Origin of the sequence: Orrella daihaiensis (assembly GCF_022811525.1) — a bacterium.
GTDB lineage: Bacteria > Pseudomonadota > Gammaproteobacteria > Burkholderiales > Burkholderiaceae_B > Algicoccus > Algicoccus daihaiensis.
This window is the reverse complement of the sequence record NZ_CP063982.1, coordinates 152166-172508: the sequence shown is the minus strand read 5'-3', so window position 1 is coordinate 172508 and position 20343 is coordinate 152166. Positions and strand designations below refer to the sequence as shown.

General features: G+C 53.2%; 31 protein-coding genes, 1 other RNA gene and 1 riboswitch. Of the genes, 24 read left to right on the top strand and 8 right to left on the bottom strand.

The window, feature by feature from the left end; translation table 11 throughout:
- Nucleotides 1-242: 242 nt before the first annotated feature.
- The 15 genes from rpsL to rpsQ all read left to right on the top strand — a co-directional run bounded on the left by rpsL (nucleotide 243) and on the right by rpsQ (nucleotide 9966).
- Nucleotides 243-620, top strand: coding sequence for a 30S ribosomal protein S12 (rpsL, locus tag DHf2319_RS00805; protein ID WP_243478921.1), 378 nt, complete (start codon nucleotides 243-245; stop codon nucleotides 618-620).
- Nucleotides 621-816: 196 nt separating this feature from the next.
- On the top strand, nucleotides 817-1287 hold the full coding sequence (gene rpsG, locus DHf2319_RS00800; RefSeq protein ID WP_243478920.1) for a 30S ribosomal protein S7: 471 nt from the start codon (nucleotides 817-819) through the stop codon (nucleotides 1285-1287).
- Nucleotides 1288-1305: 18 nt separating this feature from the next.
- A complete protein-coding gene (gene fusA, locus DHf2319_RS00795; RefSeq protein ID WP_243478919.1) occupies nucleotides 1306-3408 on the top strand; it encodes an elongation factor G in 2103 nt (700 codons plus the stop codon).
- Between the two features lie 22 nt (nucleotides 3409-3430).
- Nucleotides 3431-4621, top strand: coding sequence for an elongation factor Tu (gene tuf, locus DHf2319_RS00790; RefSeq protein WP_243478918.1), 1191 nt, complete (start codon nucleotides 3431-3433; stop codon nucleotides 4619-4621).
- A 66-nt stretch (nucleotides 4622-4687) separates the two neighbouring features.
- Entirely contained in the window at nucleotides 4688-4999 is a 312-nt protein-coding gene (gene rpsJ / locus DHf2319_RS00785; protein ID WP_243478917.1) for a 30S ribosomal protein S10, read from the top strand.
- 180 nt (nucleotides 5000-5179) lie between these two features.
- A complete protein-coding gene (gene rplC, locus DHf2319_RS00780) occupies nucleotides 5180-5869 on the top strand; it encodes a 50S ribosomal protein L3 (RefSeq protein ID WP_243478916.1) in 690 nt (229 codons plus the stop codon).
- Between the two features lie 5 nt (nucleotides 5870-5874).
- Nucleotides 5875-6495, top strand: a complete 621-nt coding sequence (gene rplD / locus DHf2319_RS00775) for a 50S ribosomal protein L4 (RefSeq protein WP_243478915.1) — start codon at nucleotides 5875-5877, stop codon at nucleotides 6493-6495.
- Nucleotides 6492-6788: a 50S ribosomal protein L23 gene (rplW, locus tag DHf2319_RS00770; protein WP_243478914.1), complete on the top strand. Its 297-nt coding sequence runs from the start codon at nucleotides 6492-6494 to the stop codon at nucleotides 6786-6788. Before rplD ends, rplW begins: the two co-directional genes overlap by 4 nt.
- Nucleotides 6789-7616: a 50S ribosomal protein L2 gene (gene rplB / locus DHf2319_RS00765; protein WP_243478913.1), complete on the top strand. Its 828-nt coding sequence runs from the start codon at nucleotides 6789-6791 to the stop codon at nucleotides 7614-7616.
- An 11-nt stretch (nucleotides 7617-7627) separates the two neighbouring features.
- Nucleotides 7628-7903 carry a 30S ribosomal protein S19 gene (rpsS, locus tag DHf2319_RS00760; protein WP_243478912.1) on the top strand — a complete coding sequence of 92 codons (276 nt, stop codon included), beginning with the start codon at nucleotides 7628-7630 and terminating at the stop codon, nucleotides 7901-7903.
- A gap of 3 nt (nucleotides 7904-7906) precedes the next feature.
- On the top strand, nucleotides 7907-8236 hold the full coding sequence (gene rplV / locus DHf2319_RS00755) for a 50S ribosomal protein L22 (protein ID WP_243478911.1): 330 nt from the start codon (nucleotides 7907-7909) through the stop codon (nucleotides 8234-8236).
- A gap of 9 nt (nucleotides 8237-8245) precedes the next feature.
- On the top strand, nucleotides 8246-9052 hold the full coding sequence (rpsC, locus tag DHf2319_RS00750) for a 30S ribosomal protein S3 (protein WP_243478910.1): 807 nt from the start codon (nucleotides 8246-8248) through the stop codon (nucleotides 9050-9052).
- A 2-nt stretch (nucleotides 9053-9054) separates the two neighbouring features.
- The gene (gene rplP / locus DHf2319_RS00745) at nucleotides 9055-9471 is read left to right on the top strand and encodes a 50S ribosomal protein L16 (protein WP_243478909.1); all 417 of its coding nucleotides are present in this window, start codon (nucleotides 9055-9057) and stop codon (nucleotides 9469-9471) included.
- Nucleotides 9472-9493: 22 nt separating this feature from the next.
- Complete coding sequence (gene rpmC / locus DHf2319_RS00740; protein WP_243478908.1) at nucleotides 9494-9685, top strand: 50S ribosomal protein L29; 192 nt, start codon at nucleotides 9494-9496, stop codon at nucleotides 9683-9685.
- Between the two features lie 2 nt (nucleotides 9686-9687).
- Nucleotides 9688-9966 (top strand): 30S ribosomal protein S17, encoded by a 279-nt coding sequence (gene rpsQ, locus DHf2319_RS00735; RefSeq protein ID WP_243478907.1) that lies wholly within the window; start codon nucleotides 9688-9690, stop codon nucleotides 9964-9966.
- Between the two features lie 99 nt (nucleotides 9967-10065).
- On the opposite strand, the gene DHf2319_RS00730 is transcribed toward rpsQ, so the two are convergent.
- From DHf2319_RS00730 to ssrA, 8 genes are all read right to left on the bottom strand, one after another.
- On the bottom strand, nucleotides 10066-11493 hold the full coding sequence (locus DHf2319_RS00730; RefSeq protein ID WP_243478906.1) for an NAD-dependent succinate-semialdehyde dehydrogenase: 1428 nt from the start codon (nucleotides 11491-11493) through the stop codon (nucleotides 10066-10068).
- A gap of 121 nt (nucleotides 11494-11614) precedes the next feature.
- Nucleotides 11615-12172 carry a TMEM165/GDT1 family protein gene (locus tag DHf2319_RS00725; RefSeq protein ID WP_243478905.1) on the bottom strand — a complete coding sequence of 186 codons (558 nt, stop codon included), beginning with the start codon at nucleotides 12170-12172 and terminating at the stop codon, nucleotides 11615-11617.
- Nucleotides 12173-12180: 8 nt separating this feature from the next.
- Nucleotides 12181-12368: riboswitch (yybP-ykoY riboswitch) on the bottom strand.
- Between the two features lie 97 nt (nucleotides 12369-12465).
- Nucleotides 12466-13158: a nucleotidyl transferase AbiEii/AbiGii toxin family protein gene (locus DHf2319_RS00720; protein WP_243478904.1), complete on the bottom strand. Its 693-nt coding sequence runs from the start codon at nucleotides 13156-13158 to the stop codon at nucleotides 12466-12468.
- 42 nt (nucleotides 13159-13200) lie between these two features.
- Nucleotides 13201-13797 carry a DUF6088 family protein gene (locus tag DHf2319_RS00715; RefSeq protein ID WP_243478903.1) on the bottom strand — a complete coding sequence of 199 codons (597 nt, stop codon included), beginning with the start codon at nucleotides 13795-13797 and terminating at the stop codon, nucleotides 13201-13203.
- Between the two features lie 537 nt (nucleotides 13798-14334).
- The gene (locus DHf2319_RS00710; RefSeq protein WP_243478902.1) at nucleotides 14335-14568 is read right to left on the bottom strand and encodes a hypothetical protein; all 234 of its coding nucleotides are present in this window, start codon (nucleotides 14566-14568) and stop codon (nucleotides 14335-14337) included.
- A gap of 402 nt (nucleotides 14569-14970) precedes the next feature.
- On the bottom strand, nucleotides 14971-15309 hold the full coding sequence (locus DHf2319_RS00705; protein ID WP_243478901.1) for a type II toxin-antitoxin system RelE/ParE family toxin: 339 nt from the start codon (nucleotides 15307-15309) through the stop codon (nucleotides 14971-14973).
- Nucleotides 15306-15557, bottom strand: coding sequence for a type II toxin-antitoxin system ParD family antitoxin (locus DHf2319_RS00700; RefSeq protein WP_243478900.1), 252 nt, complete (start codon nucleotides 15555-15557; stop codon nucleotides 15306-15308). Before DHf2319_RS00700 ends, DHf2319_RS00705 begins: the two co-directional genes overlap by 4 nt.
- 403 nt (nucleotides 15558-15960) lie before the next feature.
- Nucleotides 15961-16320, bottom strand: a transfer-messenger RNA (tmRNA) gene (gene ssrA, locus DHf2319_RS00695).
- Nucleotides 16321-16692: 372 nt separating this feature from the next.
- Between ssrA and rplN the strand changes: the two genes are divergently transcribed.
- Genes rplN through rpmD form a run of 9 tightly spaced genes read left to right on the top strand, consistent with a single transcriptional unit; the run spans nucleotide 16693 to nucleotide 20327 of the window.
- Entirely contained in the window at nucleotides 16693-17061 is a 369-nt protein-coding gene (gene rplN, locus DHf2319_RS00690) for a 50S ribosomal protein L14 (RefSeq protein ID WP_243478899.1), read from the top strand.
- Between the two features lie 12 nt (nucleotides 17062-17073).
- The gene (rplX, locus tag DHf2319_RS00685; RefSeq protein WP_243478898.1) at nucleotides 17074-17397 is read left to right on the top strand and encodes a 50S ribosomal protein L24; all 324 of its coding nucleotides are present in this window, start codon (nucleotides 17074-17076) and stop codon (nucleotides 17395-17397) included.
- 11 nt (nucleotides 17398-17408) lie between these two features.
- Nucleotides 17409-17948 carry a 50S ribosomal protein L5 gene (rplE, locus tag DHf2319_RS00680; RefSeq protein ID WP_243478897.1) on the top strand — a complete coding sequence of 180 codons (540 nt, stop codon included), beginning with the start codon at nucleotides 17409-17411 and terminating at the stop codon, nucleotides 17946-17948.
- 12 nt (nucleotides 17949-17960) lie between these two features.
- The gene (rpsN, locus tag DHf2319_RS00675) at nucleotides 17961-18266 is read left to right on the top strand and encodes a 30S ribosomal protein S14 (protein ID WP_243478896.1); all 306 of its coding nucleotides are present in this window, start codon (nucleotides 17961-17963) and stop codon (nucleotides 18264-18266) included.
- Between the two features lie 11 nt (nucleotides 18267-18277).
- On the top strand, nucleotides 18278-18673 hold the full coding sequence (rpsH, locus tag DHf2319_RS00670; RefSeq protein ID WP_243478895.1) for a 30S ribosomal protein S8: 396 nt from the start codon (nucleotides 18278-18280) through the stop codon (nucleotides 18671-18673).
- Nucleotides 18674-18683: 10 nt separating this feature from the next.
- Entirely contained in the window at nucleotides 18684-19217 is a 534-nt protein-coding gene (rplF, locus tag DHf2319_RS00665) for a 50S ribosomal protein L6 (RefSeq protein ID WP_243478894.1), read from the top strand.
- 21 nt (nucleotides 19218-19238) lie between these two features.
- Nucleotides 19239-19604 carry a 50S ribosomal protein L18 gene (gene rplR, locus DHf2319_RS00660; protein WP_243478893.1) on the top strand — a complete coding sequence of 122 codons (366 nt, stop codon included), beginning with the start codon at nucleotides 19239-19241 and terminating at the stop codon, nucleotides 19602-19604.
- Between the two features lie 15 nt (nucleotides 19605-19619).
- Nucleotides 19620-20138, top strand: coding sequence for a 30S ribosomal protein S5 (gene rpsE, locus DHf2319_RS00655; protein WP_243478892.1), 519 nt, complete (start codon nucleotides 19620-19622; stop codon nucleotides 20136-20138).
- Nucleotides 20139-20141: 3 nt separating this feature from the next.
- Entirely contained in the window at nucleotides 20142-20327 is a 186-nt protein-coding gene (rpmD, locus tag DHf2319_RS00650; RefSeq protein WP_243478891.1) for a 50S ribosomal protein L30, read from the top strand.
- Nucleotides 20328-20343: the final 16 nt, after the last annotated feature.

Below are 20343 nucleotides of genomic sequence, written 5' to 3'. Positions count from 1 at the left end.
GTAGAGAAATATCCTGTGATTTCGCATCATTGTTTGTAGCGAAATTGCAGGGCCACCGGTGCGGTGCATCTGGTGTAGTTTTTGCCTTACCGGTTTAGCCGGGCCTAACGGGTAAGGCGTTCGGCATACCTGCTCTTTTACGGTTCTCCGTCAGGGGGTGGGCATGCGTCAAATTTGGCCCGCAACCGGATTCGGAAGTTCCGCCAGTTAGTCGAAAGACAACGGTTTTATAGGAAAGAGGTATGCCAACCATTAACCAGCTCGTACGCAAACCGCGTGCTGTAGCCATTGCCAAGAGCAAAAGCCCTGCGTTGGAGGAGTGCCCCCAACGTCGCGGTGTGTGTACTCGTGTCTACACGACGACCCCTAAGAAGCCAAACTCCGCTTTGCGTAAGGTCGCCAAAGTACGTTTGACTAATGGCTATGAGGTGATTTCTTACATCGGTGGTGAAGGCCACAACCTGCAGGAACACTCAGTAGTGCTCGTTCGCGGCGGTCGTGTAAAGGATCTGCCAGGTGTGCGTTATCACATTGTTCGTGGTTCGCTCGATCTGCAGGGCGTGAAAGATCGTAAGCAAGCCCGCTCCAAGTACGGCGCCAAGCGTCCAAAGAAAGCATAAGATTAGATCCGTTTTAAATGCCAAGTTTTTGGCGTTTTTAACTGCACACTTAGTGTGCGCAACAGAGTCACTTTGACCGCAAAAACGGTTAGGTGAGTGCAACCGGTTGAGACCGGGAACGTAAGTGGCTGCCATTTTGGTTGCCGAGGGTAACGAAACTTTTCGTTCCCAACTGAATTGACACAAAGGAATTGATATGCCGCGTCGTCGCGAAGTCCCCAAACGCGATATTCTGCCCGACCCAAAGTTTGGCAGTGTTGAGCTTGCCAAGTTTATGAACGTCGTCATGCTTTCTGGCAAGAAAGCAGTCGCTGAGCGCATTGTTTACGGCGCGCTCGAGCAGATCCAGTCAAAGTCTGGCAAAGATCCCCTGGAGGTATTTGATACCGCCATCAATAACGTCAAGCCGCTCGTCGAAGTCAAGAGCCGCCGTGTTGGTGGTGCGAACTATCAGGTGCCCGTCGAAGTTCGCCCTGTGCGTCGACTGGCGTTGGCGATGCGTTGGGTGCGTGAAGCAGCCAAGAAGCGCGGTGAGAAGTCAATGGACTTGCGTTTGGCTGGTGAACTGCTAGACGCTGCTGAAGGTCGCGGCGCTGCGATGAAAAAGCGTGAAGACACGCACAAGATGGCCGAAGCCAACAAAGCTTTCAGCCATTTCCGTTGGTAATTTTAGGAAGTCATCATCATGTCCCGTAAAACCCCGATTGAGCGCTACCGCAATATTGGTATTTCCGCGCACATTGACGCTGGAAAAACCACGACTACTGAGCGCATCCTGTTCTACACAGGCGTCAATCACAAGATTGGTGAAGTCCATGATGGCGCTGCCACCATGGATTGGATGGAGCAAGAACAAGAGCGTGGCATCACGATTACCTCAGCGGCGACCACTGCCTTCTGGCGTGGTATGGGGCAGAACTTCCAAGAGCACCGCATTAACGTGATTGACACCCCGGGACACGTTGACTTCACCATTGAGGTTGAGCGCTCAATGCGTGTGCTCGATGGCGCTTGCATGGTGTATTGCGCCGTGGGTGGTGTGCAGCCGCAGTCCGAGACGGTTTGGCGTCAGGCCAACAAGTATCGTGTACCTCGCTTGGCTTTTGTGAACAAGATGGATCGTACAGGCGCGAACTTTTTCAAGGTCTATGACCAGCTTAAGATGCGTCTGAAAGCCAATCCGGTGCCGATCGTAATCCCAATCGGTGCTGAAGAGAATTTCAAGGGCGTGGTCGACTTGATCAAGATGAAAGCGATCATCTGGGATGAGGCCAGTCAAGGTACCAAGTTTGACTACGTCGACATTCCTGCTGAACTCGAAGCTTCAGCCAAAGAATGGCGTGAGAAGCTTGTCGAGACCGCAGCTGAATCTTCAGAAGACTTGATGAACAAGTATCTCGAGTCCGGCGATTTGAGCGAAGAGGAAATTGTCAAGGCATTGCGTACGCGTACGATTGCCAACGAGATACAGCCCATGTTGTGCGGTACGGCATTTAAGAACAAAGGCGTTCAGCGTATGCTTGACGCGGTGATCGAGTTCTTGCCTTCGCCTATCGACATTCCTCCGGTTGAAGGCGAACTCGACGACGAAACCAAAGTGTCGCGTAAAGCTGACGATAGCGAGAAGTTCTCCGCGTTGGCATTCAAGCTTATGACCGACCCCTATGTTGGTCAGCTGACTTTCGTGCGCGTGTATTCGGGCGTGCTTAAATCCGGCGACACGGTTTACAACCCGGTTAAAGGCAAGAAAGAGCGCATCGGTCGAATTCTGCAGATGCACGCCAACAACCGTGAAGAGATCAAAGAAGTTGTTGCTGGTGACATTGCAGCTGTCGTGGGTCTGAAGGATGTCACGACCGGTGAAACTCTGTGTGATGTTGATTCACACATCACGCTTGAGCGGATGGTGTTCCCTGAGCCTGTGATTTCTCAGGCGGTTGAGCCCAAGACCAAGAGCGACCAGGAAAAGATGGGTTTGGCGCTCTCGCGTCTGGCTCAAGAAGATCCTTCGTTCCGTGTGCGTACCGATGAAGAGTCCGGGCAAACGATTATTTCAGGCATGGGTGAATTACACCTTGAAATTCTTGTTGACCGCATGCGCCGTGAGTTCAACGTTGAAGCCAACGTTGGTAAGCCACAGGTTGCCTATCGCGAAACGATCCGTAAGACTTGCGAAGAAATCGAAGGCAAGTTCGTCAAGCAGTCCGGTGGTCGTGGTCAATACGGCCACGTGGTGCTCAAGCTCGAGCCGCTTGAGCCAGGTGGTGGCTATGAGTTCGTTGACGCCATCAAAGGCGGTGTGGTTCCTCGCGAATACATTCCGGCTGTTGATAAAGGAATCCAGGAAACTCTGCCCTCCGGCGTGTTAGCTGGATATCCTGTCGTGGATGTAAAAGCTACCTTGTTCTTCGGGTCATACCACGACGTGGACTCGAATGAAAACGCATTCCGTATGGCCGCCTCCATGGCTTTTAAAGACGGTATGCGCAAGGCTAGCCCTGTTCTTCTGGAGCCCATGATGGCTGTGGAAGTAGAAACGCCAGAAGATTATGCCGGTACGGTGATGGGCGATTTGTCATCACGCCGTGGCATGGTCCAAGGCATGGACGAGATGGTTGGTGGCGGCAAGATTATTCGCGCGGAAGTGCCACTGGCTGAAATGTTTGGTTACGCCACTAACCTGCGTTCTCTGACGCAAGGTCGTGCGACGTACACCATGGAATTCAAGCACTACGCTGAAGCACCGAAAAACGTGGCCGACGAAATCATCGCGGCTCGTAGCAAATAATTAAATTTAAGAGGAAATCATCATGGCAAAAGGCAAGTTTGAGCGTACCAAGCCCCACGTGAACGTGGGCACGATTGGTCACGTGGATCACGGCAAGACGACGCTGACAGCGGCGATCACGACAGTGCTGTCGCGCAAGTTTGGTGGCGAGGCCAAGGACTACGCAGCCATTGATGCGGCGCCCGAAGAGCGCGCACGTGGCATCACGATTAACACCGCGCACGTGGAGTACGAGACAGCGAATCGTCACTACGCGCACGTTGACTGCCCAGGCCACGCGGACTATGTGAAGAACATGATCACGGGTGCAGCGCAGATGGACGGTGCGATTTTGGTGGTGTCGGCTGCTGACGGCCCAATGCCCCAGACGCGTGAGCACATTTTGTTGTCACGTCAGGTGGGCGTGCCTTACATCATCGTGTTCCTGAACAAGGCCGACATGGTCGATGATGCCGAGCTGCTTGAGCTCGTGGAGATGGAAGTTCGCGAATTGCTCTCGAAGTATGACTTCCCGGGTGACGATACCCCGATCGTGAAGGGTTCGGCGCTCAAGGCGCTTGAGGGTGACACCGGTGAGCTGGGTGAGCAGGCGATTTTGGCGTTGGCCGAGGCACTGGACACCTACATTCCGACGCCTGAGCGTGCGGTGGATGGTGCGTTTTTGATGCCGGTTGAAGACGTGTTCTCGATCTCGGGTCGTGGCACGGTGGTCACGGGCCGTATTGAGCGTGGCGTGATCAAGGTCGGTGAGGAAATCGAGATCGTGGGTATCCGCGATACGCTGAAGACGACCTGCACGGGCGTGGAGATGTTCCGCAAGTTGCTCGATCAGGGTGAGGCCGGTGATAACGTGGGTATTTTGCTGCGTGGCACCAAGCGCGAGGAAGTCGAGCGCGGTCAGGTGTTGGCCAAGCCCGGTTCGATCAACCCGCACACGGAGTTCACCGCCGAGGTGTACATCTTGTCCAAGGAAGAAGGTGGGCGTCACACGCCGTTCTTTAACGGCTATCGTCCGCAGTTTTACTTCCGTACGACGGACGTGACGGGCACGATTGATCTGCCGGCAGACAAAGAGATGGTGTTGCCGGGAGATAACGTGGCGATGACGGTCAAGCTGATTGCGCCGATCGCCATGGAAGAGGGCCTGCGCTTTGCGATCCGCGAAGGCGGTCGTACCGTGGGCGCCGGCGTCGTCGCTAAAATCTTGAAGTAAATCCAAGAAACCACCTCGCTATTGAAGTGGGGTGGTTTTTATAAATGCGCTCTTTGGAATCTATTCATGAAGAATCAAAAAATCCGCATTCGCCTAAAAGCTTTTGACTACAAGTTGATCGATCAGTCAGCAGCAGAAATCGTTGATACGGCGAAGCGCACTGGTGCTGTTGTTCGCGGCCCTGTGCCGCTGCCCACACGGATCCGTCGCTATGACATTTTGCGCTCACCACACGTGAACAAGTCCTCGCGTGATCAGCTTGAGATGCGCACCCACCAGCGTCTGATGGACATCGTTGATCCGACCGACAAGACCGTTGATGCTTTGATGCGTCTGGACTTGCCTGCCGGTGTAGATGTTGAGATTGCTTTGCAATAATGGAATACGGATGTGGGGATAACCCTTGCGGAAAACCCTCACATCGTGGTAGTATCTTTGGCTCACTGAAAAGTGACTGAATAAGCGGTTCAGAAAAGCGTTTTTAAAGGCGCCTTATCTGAATTTTTACTAGCCCCGGCCAATCGAAGTCGGGAATCGGGTAACACCCGGGAGAATATGATGTCGAAAGCGACACCTACGCCCGCCGCGCATCGGCTTGGCTTGGTTGGTCGGAAGGTCGGCATGACTCGCCTGTTCACAGATGAGGGAGAATCGATCCCCGTGACAGTGCTTGACGTGTCGAACAACCGTGTCACCCAGGTTAAGACGCAAGAATCTGACGGTTACGCGGCTGTCCAACTGACGTTTGGCACTCGCCGTGCGTCCAGAGTTAACAAACCCCTCGCAGGTCATTTCGCCAAGGCTGGCGTTGAGTCGGGTAGTGTGCTCAAAGAGTTCCGCCTTGATCCGGCAAAAGCAGCCGAATTTGCCCCTGGTGCCGTCGTTGCTGTTGACAGCGTGTTCGAGGCTGGTCAGCAAGTTGACGTAACTGGCACGACCATTGGTAAAGGCTTCGCTGGTGCCATCAAGCGTCACCATTTCGGTTCGCAGCGTGCGTCACACGGTAATTCTGTGTCACACCGCGCGCCTGGTTCGATTGGTCAGGCTCAAGACCCCGGCCGTATCTTCCCTGGCAAGAAAATGGCGGGTCACCTCGGTGATGTTACCCGCACGATCCAAAATTTGGACGTGGTGCGTGTTGACGTTGAGCGCGGTCTTTTGATGGTCAAGGGCGCAGTGCCCGGGCATGCTGGTGCAAACGTCATCGTTCGCCCAGCAGTTAAAGCCGCCGTTAAGAAAGGAGCCTAATAGAAATGGATATCAAGCTCCTGAATGATCAAGGCAAGTCAGACTCGACAGTAAACGTACCGGATACCGTGTTCGGCCGTGACTATAACGAGGCACTGATTCACCAAATCGTCGTCGCCTACCAGGCCAATGCGCGTATGGGTAATCGTGCCCAGAAGGATCGTGCTGAGGTCAAGCACTCGACCAAGAAGCCTTTCAAACAGAAAGGCACTGGTCGTGCACGTGCTGGTATGACGTCGTCACCGCTGTGGCGTGGGGGTGGTCGTACATTCCCGAATTCGCCCGACGAGAACTTCAGCCATAAAGTGAACAAAAAGATGTACCGCGCAGGTATCCGTTCGATCCTGTCGCAACTTGCTCGCGAAGACCGCATTGCCATCGTTGATACGTTCACACTCGAGGCTCCAAAGACCAAGCTCGCTGCACAGAAGCTGCGCGACATGGGCATGGATTCGGTGCTCATCATTACTGATGAGGTTGATGAGAACGTTTACCTGGCAACGCGCAACCTGCCGCACGTGGCTGTAATTGAGCCGCGTTACGCTGATCCGCTGTCCTTGATTCACTACAAGACAGTGCTGATCACCAAGCCGGCTGTTGCTCAACTTGAGGAGATGCTGGGATGAACAACGATCGTTTGATGCAAGTAATCCTCGCTCCCATCGTGACCGAAAAAGCTACAGAGGTTGCGGAGCGCAACAACCAGATCGTGTTTCGTGTTGCACCCGATGCCACGAAGCCTGAAATCAAAGCAGCTGTTGAGCTGTTGTTCAAAGTTGAGGTTGACTCTGTCCAGGTCCTTAACCGCAAGGGCAAGGAAAAGCGTTTCGGCCGCTACATGGGTCGCCGTCGCAATGAGCGCAAGGCCTATGTGGTTCTGAAGGCTGGTCAGGAACTCAACTTTGCGGAGGTAAACTAAATGGCCCTCGTAAAAGTTAAACCGACATCGCCCGGTCGCCGCGGCATGCTCAAGGTAGTGACCCCGTCACTGCACAAAGGCGCCCCAGTTGCCTCGCTCGTTGAAAAGCAAAAGCGTGGTTCCGGCCGTAACAATAACGGTCACATCACGGTCCGTCATCGTGGTGGTGGTCACAAGCAGCACTATCGCTTGATTGACTTCCGTCGCAACAAAGATGGTATCCCGGCAAAGGTTGAGCGTCTTGAGTATGACCCCAACCGCTCGGCACACATTGCATTGCTTTGCTATGCAGACGGTGAGCGTCGATACATCATTGCGCCACGCGGCTTGCAGGTTGGTACGACGTTGCTCTCGGGCATCGAAGCGCCGATCAAGGTTGGCAACACACTGCCTATTCGCAACATTCCGGTCGGTACGACCATTCACTGCGTTGAAATGCTTCCGGGCAAGGGTGCTCAGATGGTCCGTGCTGCTGGTGCTTCAGCTGTCTTGCTAGCCCGTGAAGGCACCTACGCACAGGTCAGATTGCGTTCAGGCGAAGTTCGCCGTGTGCATATCGAGTGCCGTGCCACCATCGGTGAAGTTGGCAACGAAGAGCACAGCCTGCGTCAGATCGGCAAAGCCGGTGCGATGCGTTGGCGCGGTATTCGTCCGACGGTGCGTGGTGTTGCCATGAACCCGATCGATCACCCACATGGTGGTGGTGAGGGCCGCACGGGTGAAGCTCAGGAGCCAGTGAGCCCCTGGGGTACGCCATCGAAGGGTTACAAGACCCGTCGCAACAAGCGGACGAACAATATGATCGTCCAGCGTCGCAAGCGTAAGTAAGAGGGCGAATCATGTCACGTTCGATCAAAAAAGGCCCGTTTGTAGACGCGCATCTGCTCAAGAAAGTGGAAGCGTCTGTAGCCGAGCAAGGTAAAAAGCCGATCAAGACCTGGTCGCGCCGCTCAACCATCCTGCCCGAATTTATTGGGCTTACCATCGCCGTCCATAATGGCCGCCAGCATGTTCCCGTTTATATCAACGAGAACATGGTTGGCCACAAACTCGGCGAGTTTGCGTTGACCCGTACGTTCAAAGGTCACGCAGCCGATAAAAAGGCGAAGAGGTAAATCATGGAAACGACAGCTAATATTCGTGGCGTTCGAATTTCCGCGCAAAAGACCCGTCTAGTTGCTGATTTGATCAGGGGCAAGTCGGTCGCTCAGGCGCTGAATATCTTGGCATTCACGAACAAGAAGGCCGCTGGCATTCTTAAAAAGGCCGTGGAATCTGCCATCGCCAATGCAGAGCACAATGATGGTGCCGACATTGATGAGTTGAAGATTTCCACGATTTATGTCGATAAGGCACAGTCGATGAAACGTTTCTCAGCGCGCGCGAAAGGTCGCGGTAATCGCATTGAGAAGCAGACTTGCCATATCACTGTCAAAGTCAGCGCTTAAGGAGTCAAGATGGGTCAGAAAATTAACCCGATTGGGTTCCGCCTCGCAGTTACACGTAACTGGGCATCGCGCTGGTATGCGTCAGAAAAAGACTTTGGGGGTTTGCTTGCTTCAGATATTCGCGTTCGCGAGTACCTGAAGAAGAAACTCAAAAACGCCTCGGTTGGTCGCATCTTGATTGAGCGTCCTGCCAAGAATGCACGTATCACGGTCTACTCGGCTCGTCCGGGTGTAGTGATCGGCAAACGCGGTGAGGATATTGAAGGTTTGAAATCGGATCTTCAGCGCTTGATGGGCGTACCAGTGCACGTGAACATCGAAGAGATCCGCAAGCCCGAGGTAGACGCTCAGTTGATCGCCGATTCGATCGCCCAGCAGCTCGAGAAGCGCATTATGTTCCGTCGCGCCATGAAGCGCGCCATGCAAAATGCCATGCGTCTAGGTGCTCAGGGTATCAAGATCATGAGCTCAGGTCGTTTGAACGGTATTGAAATTGCCCGTACCGAATGGTATCGCGAAGGTCGTGTGCCACTGCATACCCTGCGCGCGCACATCGACTACGGTACATCCGAGGCTCAAACGACTTACGGCGTCATCGGTATCAAGGTTTGGGTATACAAAGGCGATATGCTGCCCAACGGTGAGTTGCCTGCAGATACGGCCGCTCCTCGTGAAGAAGAGCGTCGCCCGCGCCGTGCACCACGTGGTGATCGGCCTGATGCCAAAGCCGGCCGCCCGGCCAGTCGAACCCGTGCCCCAAGAAAGAGTGCTGAAGCAGCCGCACCTGAAGCTGCACCAGCGCCTGAGGGAGAATAATTATGTTGCAACCTTCACGTAGAAAATATCGCAAAGAGCAAAAGGGCCGTAATACTGGCTTGGCTACACGCGGCACAAATGTGTCGTTCGGTGAGTTCGGTCTTAAGGCAACTGGCCGTGGCCGGTTGACTGCACGACAAATCGAATCTGCTCGTCGTGCCATTAACCGTCACATCAAACGTGGTGGCCGTATTTGGATCCGTATCTTCCCGGACAAGCCGATTTCACAAAAGCCGGCTGAAGTCCGTATGGGTAACGGTAAAGGCAACCCTGAGTATTGGGTTGCTGAGATCCAGCCGGGCAAAGTGCTTTACGAGATGGAAGGGGTGAGTGAGGAGCTGGCAAGAGAAGCCTTCCGCCTTGCTGCGGCCAAGCTTCCGATTTCGACGACCTTCGTCTCACGCCATTTAGGCGCTTGAGCGAACGATTAAAGGAATTCAAATGAAAGCAAGTGAATTGCGTAGCAAGGACGTTGCGGAACTGAAGCAAGAGCTCGACAGTCTGCTCAAGGCTCAGTTTGGACTGCGTATGCAAAAAGCCACGCAACAGCTGACTAACAACAGTGAGATCCGCAAGGTTCGTCGCGACATTGCTCGCGTGCGCACCCTGCTGACTCAGAAAGCTGGAGCCTGATCATGACAGAAACGCAAACCACCCCGGCCAAGCGCCAACGTAAACTGGTGGGCAAAGTTGTAAGCGACAAGATGGACAAGACCGTCGTGGTCCTGGTTGAGCGTCGCGTGAAGCACCCCTTGCTCGGCAAGGTCGTGATGCGCTCGGCACGCTACAAGGCACATGACGAAGCCAACGAGTTCAAGGCTGGTGATATGGTTGAAATCGCCGAATCCCGTCCGATTTCTCGTGACAAGTCTTGGCGTGTCACGCGGTTAGTAGAGGCTGCACGCATTATCTAAGCCAACGCTGTTTAGTTAGCCATGGCTCGACGAGGTCATGGCACAAAACAAAAGCGACACTTTTAGGTGTCGCTTTTGTTTTAGCGTGAGAGTGTGAACTTAGACGTGGGTCACAAACTTCGTAACGAGATAGCCGTCAAACGTCTCAGAGCCACCTTCACTGCCGATGCCACTCTCTTTAACACCACCAAATGGTGTTTCGGGAAGCGCACTGCCAAAATGGTTGATGTTCACCATGCCAGCCTCTAGTGCATTGGAAACCTTCGTAGCGGTCTGCAACGAATTTGTAAATACATAAGAAGACAGGCCAAATGGCAAACTATTGGCCTTGCGAATGACTTCCTCGGGGTCATCGAATGACACCACAGGTGCGACCGGACCAAATGGCTCTTGTGTCATCAACATGGAGTCTTCTGGCAAGCCAGTGATGACCGTCGGCGGGAAAAAGAAACCATTTCCCTCAATAGGATTACCCCCGACGAGCACCTTGCCGCCGCGGCTTACCGCATCTTCCACAAACTTCGACATGACAGGCACGCGCCGCTCATGTGCCAACGGACCCATTTCCGTTCCTTCGACCAAACCATCACCGACTTTCGTGCTGCCCATCACCGCAGTGAATGTTTCTACGAACTTATCGTACGCACCCTTTTGTACATAAAAGCGCGTTGGCGATACGCAGACCTGACCAGCGTTACGTACCTTGAACTTTGCGAGCATTTTTGCAGCTTTCTCGATATCCGCATCATCAAATACCAACACGGGCGAGTGTCCGCCAAGCTCCATGGTTACTCGCTTCATGTGCTGCCCAGCCAATGCCGCCAGATGTTTACCAACAGCCACTGAACCGGTGAAGGAAACCTTACGACTAATCGGTGAACGAATAAGGTAATCCGATACTTTCGGCGGATCACCCCACACAATATTTAATACACCTGGTGGTAGCCCCGCATCAGCAAACATATGGGCAATGGCCATGACTGCACTTGGCGCATCTTCTGGGCCTTTTAAAACAATCGTGCAACCGGCCCCAATTGCAGCAGTGATCTTGCGAATCGCTTGGTTATAAGGAAAGTTCCAGGGCGTGAAGGCAACGCAAACGCCAATCGGTTCACGCAGTACGAACTGACGTACGTTCGGGTTGCGCGGGGGGATCACGCGCCCATAAATACGGCGGCACTCTTCTGCGTGCCAATCGCAATGGTCAGCGCAGGAAATCAACTCGCCCATCGACTCCGCAAGCGGCTTGCCCATATCAAGCGTCATATTGCGAGCAATTTCTGGTGCGCGTTCGCGGGTGAGTTCGCCGACTTTTCTGAGGATTGCAGCGCGTTCGATCGGCGATGATTTGCGCCAAGATTGAAATGCCTTGTCGGCGGCTTGAAGCGCGGCTTCCAGATCCGCCTCGGTTGCATGAGGAAGATGCCCAAGTACTTCGCGATTGGCCGGATTTATAACTTCCTGGGTCTGCCGCCCTTCGGCGTCAATAAATTTGCCGTCAATATAGAGAGAAAGCTTCTGATACATGATTGTCCCGTTTTATGAAGATGACTGTAATTTTTGAATCTGTACACCTTTAGTCTAGCGAACATCATGTCCTTACGGGCGGCATCGCTCAATTTTTTCAAAAAGATTCGACGAGCTTAAATCAACTCAGAATTGTCCAGCCTCCGAGAATTACGAAGATGAAGGCCGCGACCCACCGTAATAACCGCATGGGTATGCGTGATAGGATTTTGTCGCCGAGCAGCACAGCAGGCACATTTGCGATGAGCATACCAAGGGTCGTCCCAATCACCACGGAGCTTGTGCTTGTGTAGTTGGCTGCAAGTGCAACAGTAGCGAGTTGGGTCTTGTCTCCGATTTCGGCGATAAAAAATAAGACGAAAGTGGCACCAAATACGCCCCAGTTACCTTTGAGCGCTGCTTGCTCAGACTCAAACTTATCTGGGGCCAGAGCCCAAAACCCCATCGCGATAAACGAAATACCCAGACCCCAGCGCAACCAGTTTGGATCTACATTTGAGGTGATCCAAGCACCTAAGGCACCCGCTAAACCGTGATTTAGAACGGTGGCCAAAAAAATCCCCAGGACGATTGGCATAGGTTTTTTAAAGCGGGTGGCCAGAATCAACGCGAGCAGTTGAGTTTTATCGCCCATTTCCGCCAGGGCAACAACACCGGTTGAGATCCAGAAAGATTCCACGACACTATCCTTGGCCGTTGATACGCAATGACCAAAACGCACCCCGGCCCATGCGGTGCTGTTTTGGTCAAAGGTCTTGCCAAGTACCCATCCATGTAGGATGGTGACCGCTTACGCCATGACCTGTCAGGTCAAGTATGTTGACGCAAGCCGCTCGTGGTGAGAGAGGCTACTCCCCAATGACAAACCAAATTGTAGCAAACGTATCAGTAGAGAAAGACTCGAGAGAAAACGGCGTGGAGAAAGTCGCGCACACCAGACATCCGGTGCCACGCAGATTTCCTATTTTCTTGTCAGCCTTTCAGAGCCAGACGATTGATTTTGTCCTGAACCGTCTTGCAACTCGCCATGACGACCTCGAAAGCAGGTTGATCAATCGCCAGCAGCCCGTCCTCGAGCATGGCGGTGTAGTCCTGCGCTAGCGCGTCAAACGATGGCCCTTGCGGAATCAGTTGCAGTTGTCCGGAGGTCGCTCGGAAATAATCTATCTTGTCGCCGTTTGCATCTTTCTCGGTAAAGAACATGGACTTGTGTTCAGCTACCTGTCGCGCCAGCTCGTGATTGCTGGCCGCTGAACCGAAGTGCGTTGTTTTAGCCAAAGCGGCAAGGTCGTACCAATGGCGTGAATAGCGATCCCCACGCAGACGCCCTTGCAAGCAGTAGACGTGTGCCGCTGTCGCTTTCTCCCAAAATGTACGTTCGGCTGTCATCACCAAGGGCTGTGCTGTCGGAAATGTCACCCCATCAATGAGCGGAGCAATGTCGCAGGCGACAAGATGTCTCTGGTGGGGCTCGCCAGTGGCTCGCGCCCCAAACTCCAGTTGTATCGCAGCAGCAGCGTAGCCGGTTCCTTTTTTGATTGCCGGATAAGTGATGATGAGCTTGTCACCACTGTTGCCTGCCAGACTCAGTTCAGCTTGCTGTCCACACGCCACCAGTGCCTGCTCGATGACGGGTCGGACGTTTTGTTCAATCCAATGCGGCAAACGGCTTCGGACCGGTCGGCTAGGCTGAGCTCAAACCACGACTTAGGCATGTGCGCTGACCTCGCTCACCGCACGCGCCATCCAACTAGGCAATACTGCTCGCGCAGAGCGCATGGCAGCCCATTCTTCTGAAGGCAGTTTGGACTTTAGTACCTTCAGGGCCGAGCATGCTTGTTCGGGTCCAAGCCAGGAGAGCGCACGGATTGCCATGCCAGCCGGTCGAGCGCCTAGGGCAAGTTGCCATCGGTTGCCATGCTTGAGCTCAACGGCGCGGTTACCGAGTTGCAGCTTACGCGAACGTCCGGAAGTCAGGAATACCTCGCGGGTCGGCACTTGGGTGGTCAAGCCCAGCGCATTGGCCTCAGTGGCACCGTTAGCCACGATCACCTCACCGCTTGTGGACTCAATGGCTTTGAACACAGCTTCAGTCGAAGGCGGACGCACACCAAAACGGCTTACAACCGGTGCTGCGTAGGCGCCTCGCCCCACACGCATGAGTTTGCCTTCGCGGGTAAGGCGGGTAAGAGTCTGGTCCACCGCAGCCCGAGAGGCCAGATGAAGAAATTCCTTGGCCGACAACAAGCCGCCCTCTGGCAGGGTTTGTGCAGCAGACAAGATGGTTTTAGCAAGTTGGCTCATGATTAAACTCCAATTGTCAGAAATATAAATCTATTTCTGACAAAGCGCAAAACCGACGCGTAAATATGAGTCTGATGACCCGGAATAAACAACCCTTAGAGACCGAGATTGGGATGCCTTCGTTGGGGGTGCCCCGCCATGGGGCGCATCACTCAAAGGCGAGAGGGGATGTTGCCAGAACAATTTTAACATTGGCAACTATTTTGACGGTAAGTGCAAAACAGACAATGCTGCGAGGGCTCTAGGCATCAAAGACCTGGCAACGCTATTTCATACCGCCAAGCTAATAATGCTAGGCATGGTTGACTGCGAAACACCCTCTGAAAACCCGTGTGTTTGCTGACCCAGGGGCTGCGGGTATCCGCAGCCCAAACGGAGAATAGAGAACAAATGGGAACGAGTTAGGAGAAAAAGGCGGTCATTTTGGACAAGTTCAACCGCAAGTCCCTGGGTGTAAGGTCCTATGTTTGCCTCTCTTCAGGCAAGAAAACAGATTCAGCGGTTCAGCTGTGCGCGGATTAATTCCGGGGAACATGCTCATCCAGCTTCGATTACTCGTGCCACATCGCCTTGGAACTCGGCACATTTGCCCACGAGCAGCAGGTCGCTGCCCCTGATGGCTCCACTGAATTGGTGATTGTCACTGCGTGACGGCATTGCCCACACCAAACGTTGGTCACCAGCAGTTGGCGGATATCGGCGAGGATGGATGCTCAGCGTGGGCGCGCGCGGCGGCTGAAGCCAGAAAGCGATTCGATAGTCATTGGGCATTGTTCCGTGTTCTGAACGCGCATCATCGGGGTGCGTGCCAGTAACCGCGCAATCTCTGCGATGACTTGGTCGGTGATTTGATCGGTGACTTCCCCTGTGACGTCTCCTGCGCCAACTGCTGGGGCGAGAGACAAAGGATGCCGCGTAAGCATGATCACGAATGACAGGTGGTCGTCATTGGTCTCAAATAGTGGCGCTGGGCTTCCGGAACTACGGGAGCGTGTTTGGCGCATTATTTGGACAAATCGGTAAATAACAAATCCCGATGTTTCAATGGGTTAAAAATCCCATGAACTCATTTAGCCATCAGATATGGGCCGTTGTCTAAAAACCATTGGCTTATTCGACCAAGCTACGCATAACAATATTCGGTCTTGGCCATTGAAACCGGACTTGAGTCAGTCAGTTGGTTGGTCCACCGCCCGGCTCTTGCATCCATGCGGGAATATCACGCTGTCCATGAAGCACTCGCCAGACATCGATGTAATCAGGCTGTTCAACATAGAAAACAATGTAGGGGTAACGGCTGACTGACCACGAGCGCAGACCAGGCAGATCTAGTTCGTGAGCGTAGCGCGAGGAACCTGTTGCTGGGTGGCGACGGATATGATTGTATGCTGCCTCAAGCGCATCAATAAAACCCAGTGCTACATCCTCGCTTGCGTGTTCAAGATAATGGGCAACTGCTTCATCCACATCCCGGTGAGCCACTTCTCGCGGAATGATTGCCTTTGCCCTCACTCCTGAGCGCCGGACTTGGGGCTCTTGCGTACCCGGTCACGCAGGCTTTCAAAGTAGCTGGCGTTAGCGGGTGCGCCTGACGCAGAGGCACCACCCGAGAGGAGTAAATCACGAAGCCGTAGGCGATCTTGATCTTTGCGTATCAGCTCGCGGAGGTATTCGCTACTGGTGCTATACCTCCCCTGGCTGACCTGTTGATCAACAAATGACTTCAGGGTTTCGGGGAGCGAAATATTCATGGTGCCCATAGCGAGATTCTAGCGGCTTTCGATATGTTTGGCAAAATTTGCCACATAATTTGTAGAGACAATTTTAACTTTGGCAACTTTTGCGGCAGTGAGTTCAGGAAAACTCGCCCCGCTGCCTGCACCATCTATCAAATACCTGGCAATGCTATTTCATATAGCCAAGCCAATAATGGTAAGCATGGTTGACTAGGAAACACCCTCTGATGACCCCCATAATTACTGACCCAGGGGCTGCGGGTATCCGCAGCCTAAACGGAGAATAGAGAACAAATCGGGGCAATTTGGCGACAAAAAGCTGTCATTTTGCACAATCACGTCCGCAAGCCCGAGGGCGCGAGCTCCGCTCGGTGCGGTTCTTTGGCGCAAGAAAAAGGGCCCGGAGAATATCCGAGCCCTGTGGGATTGGTGGAGCCGGGGGGAATTGAACCCCCGTCCGAAAGCCCGCCGCAGGCAGTTCTACATGCTTAGTCGACCTATTTTGATTTAACCCGGAACTTAGCCAGCCGACAGGCCGGTTCAAGGCGATTCACGTAGCTTTAGCCCTTTACTGTGTGACCCAGCAAAGGCCGATTCTTTGTATATGACGCTGCTGTGGTTTTACCCACCTGACCCAAAGACAAATCAGTGCAGCGGCCTAGCTTAAGCGGCTAAGGCGAAACGCTCGTCGTTGGCGTTTATTGGTTTTCCAGTGGATTTACGAGCGAACTGGTGCTCGGCATGCCCTACGCTGTTTTGTGACCCCCGTCGAATCCGGATCGGCCCCGAAACTGGTGTCATTGTACTTAGTTTGGACTTGGGCACACTAAAATAGTTCACATGTACTATCGACTCGGGCTCAAAAGATGCATCCTCTAAGCTGGATCGTGCCTAGAGAGCCAGATATGGTAGCGGTATTGGCTAGAGCATCGATTGTGTTTGCAACAAAAAAAAATCTGTTATAGAATACAAGGCTTTCCCGATTTAATTGGCTTGCATAGCAAACCTAACTCGGGAGAGAAAAGAACTCGGTTGTCAGATAGCAATACCTGATAGCCCCGTAATTAAACAGATTTCGACCCAGGGTGTAACAGCCTGACGGGACCAAAACTGATTCGCTAGACTTGTTTAGCGAATTAAGTTGGGAACAGGAAAAATCATGATTCAGATGCAGACCACGCTAGACGTGGCCGACAACACAGGTGCACGCTCAGTGATGTGCATTAAGGTGTTGGGAGGCTCGAAGCGCCGCTACGCCGCTATTGGCGACATCATCAAGGTTAGTGTCAAAGAGGCCGCACCGCGTGGCCGTGTCAAGAAAGGCGAGATCTACAACGCCGTCGTTGTTCGCACTGCCAAGGGCGTGCGCCGCAAAGATGGTTCGCTGATCCGCTTTGGTGGCAATGCAGCCGTGCTGCTTAACGCCAAGCTTGAGCCGATTGGCACCCGTATTTTTGGCCCGGTGACCCGTGAACTTCGTACGGAGAAGTTCATGAAGATTGTGTCCCTGGCGCCTGAAGTGCTCTAAAAGGCGAGAACCATGGAAAAAATTCGTAAAGGTGACGAAGTAATCGTGCTGACCGGGCGTGATAAGAACCGTCGTGGCACGGTTGTTCAGCGAGTCGACGCTGATCACGTGGTCGTCGAAGGCATCAATATCGTTAAAAAGCACACGCGTCCTAACCCAATGTTGGGAACTCCGGGTGGCATTATCGAAAAGTCCATGCCAATTCATATTTCGAATGTGGCGATTTTCAACCCTGCTACTGGCAAGGGTGATCGTGTTGGCATCAAGCTAGAAGACGACGGCCGTAAAGTACGTGTGTATCGCTCTAGCGGCGAGCCCGTCGGTGCCAAGGCGTAAGGAGCAATCAAATGGCACGTTTACAAGACATCTACTTGGAAAAAATCGCCCCAAAGCTCAAGGAGCAATTTGGTTACAAAAGCGCGATGGAAGTTCCTCGTATCACCAAAATTACGCTGAACATGGGCGTATCAGAGGCTGTGGCCGATAAGAAAGTTATCGAGCACGCTGTATCTGATATGACCAAGATCGCTGGGCAAAAACCTGTCGTGACCAAGACACGCAAGTCGATTGCCGGCTTTAAGATCCGTGAAGACTACCCAATTGGTTGCATGGTGACTTTGCGTGGTCGTCGGATGTACGAATTTCTCGATCGTTTCGTCAACGTGGCTTTGCCTCGTGTTCGCGATTTTCGCGGGATTTCTGGCAAAGCATTTGATGGTCGTGGTAACTACAACGTGGGTATCAAAGAACAGATCATCTTCCCAGAAATTGAGTACGACAAGATTGATACGCTGCGTGGCATGAACATCAGTATCACCACGACAGCAAAAACGGACGATGAAGCAAAAGCGCTGCTGACGGCTTTTAGCTTTCCGTTTCGCAATTAAAGGGGTGATGACGTGGCAAAACTTTCACTGATTAATCGTGATATCAAGCGTGTGAAGCTGGCTGAGAAATATGCGGCCAAACGCGCTGAGCTGAAAGCCATCATTGATGACTCCAGCAAGTCCGACGAAGAGCGTTACGAGGCACGACTGAAGCTACAGCAGTTGCCCCGCAACGCAAACCCAACGCGTCAGCGTAGCCGCTGCGCAATCACTGGCCGGCCCCGCGGTGTATTCCGCAAGTTCGGTTTGGCTCGCAACAAACTGCGCGATTTGGCCATGAAGGGTGAAATTCCCGGCGTGACCAAGGGCAGCTGGTAGGAGAATAGAACATGAGCATGAGCGATCCCATCGCAGATATGCTGACTCGCATTCGTAATGCGCAGCAGGTGGATAAACCCACCGTGTCCATGCCTTGCTCCAAGCTGAAGGTGGCTATTGCTAACGTCTTGAAAGATGAAGGCTACATCGAAAGCTACGAGATCAAGGGCACGGCAACCAAGCCAGAGCTTGAAATCACTCTCAAGTACTACGCTGGTCGTCCCGTGATTGAGCGTATCGAACGTGTCTCGCGCCCAGGGTTGCGGATCTACAAAGGTCGCAGCGCCATTCCGCAAGTGATGAATGGTTTGGGTGTGGCGATTGTGTCAACCTCTCGTGGTGTCATGACTGACCGCAAAGCTCGTGCTACGGGCGTTGGTGGTGAAGTTTTGTGCTACGTGGCGTAAGGAGAGGAACATGTCACGTATTGCTAAATATCCGGTCGAATTGCCAAAAGGTGTCGAAGCAAAGATTGCTGCTGATGCCATCACCGTAAAAGGTCCGTTGGGCACTCTTAGCCAGACGCTAACCGGTGACGTTATCGTCAACGAAAATGAAGGCAAGCTGTCCTTTGTTGTCGCCAACGATTCAAAACAAGCTAAGGCAATGTCTGGAACCTTGCGGGCACTTGTCGCCAACATGGTTAAAGGTGTGAGCGCCGGTTTTGAGCGCCGCCTGAACCTCGTGGGTGTGGGTTACCGTGCTCAAGTCCAAGGTACTCAGATCAAGCTGCAACTTGGTTTCTCGCACGACGTACTGCACAACTTGCCTGACGGTATCAAGGCTGAGTGCCCATCTCAAACCGAGGTGGTCATCAAGGGCATTGATAAACAGGTGGTTGGTCAAGTCGCCGCTGAAATTCGGGCATATCGTCCACCAGAGCCATATAAAGGCAAGGGTGTGCGTTATTCCGATGAGCGCGTGGTGATCAAAGAAACCAAGAAGAAGTAATCGCACCGACAAGGATAGATCATGGACAAAAGAGTTTCCCGTTTGCGTCGTGCGATTCCGACCCGTCGGAAGATCGCGCAATTGCGCGTGCACCGACTCACGGTATTTCGTTCGAATCAACATATTTACGCCAACATTATTTCGCCTGAAGGCGATCGCGTGTTGGTTTCAGCCTCCACCGTTGAGCCAGAGGTTCGTCAGCAGTTATCCGGTCAAACGGGTCGTGGCGGTAATGTCTCGGCTGCCTCAGTGGTTGGAAAGCGAGTCGCCGAAAAGGCGAAGGCAGCAGGTATTGAGCTCGTTGCGTTTGATCGCTCCGGGTTTCGGTATCACGGCCGTGTGAAGGCATTGGCAGATGCGGCTCGTGAAGCCGGTCTCAAGTTTTAAGCGAGGATAGGTCAAATGGCTAAAGTACAAGGCAAGAGTGCTGCGGAAGAGCGTGATGACGGTCTTCGCGAGAAGATGATTGCAGTCAATCGCGTCAGCAAAGTGGTCAAAGGTGGTCGCACGATGAGTTTTGCGGCGCTAACCGTTGTCGGCGATGGCGATGGCCGAGTTGGCATGGGCAAGGGCAAAGCTCGCGAAGTTCCAGTAGCCGTTCAAAAGGCGATGGAGCAGGCCCGTCGTGACTTGTTCAAAGTACCCCTTAAGAATGGAACGGTTTTCCATTCAGTGGTTGGGCAACATGGTGCCTCTAAAGTGCTGATCGCGCCGGCAGCTGAAGGTACCGGTGTGATTGCTGGTGGTCCAATGCGCGCGATCTTCGAAGTGATGGGTGTGCGTAACGTGGTGGCCAAGAGCTTGGGTTCAAGTAACCCGTACAACTTGGTTCGTGCAACGCTTAACGGGCTACGTGCGGCAGTGACGCCGTCGGAGATCGCAGCAAAGCGTGGCAAGACCGTTGAAGAGATTCTGGGGTAAGTCATGGCGCAAAAGCAAATCAAAGTAACGCTGGTGCGTTCTGTCATCGGCACCAGGGAAGACCACCGTGCAACGGTGCGTGGTCTGGGTCTGCGTCGTCTGAATAGCTCACGAGTGCTTAACGACACACCAGAGGTACGTGGGATGATCCGTAAGGTCGATTATCTCGTGCGTGTCTCAGAGGTTTGAGAGGAATCATCATGTC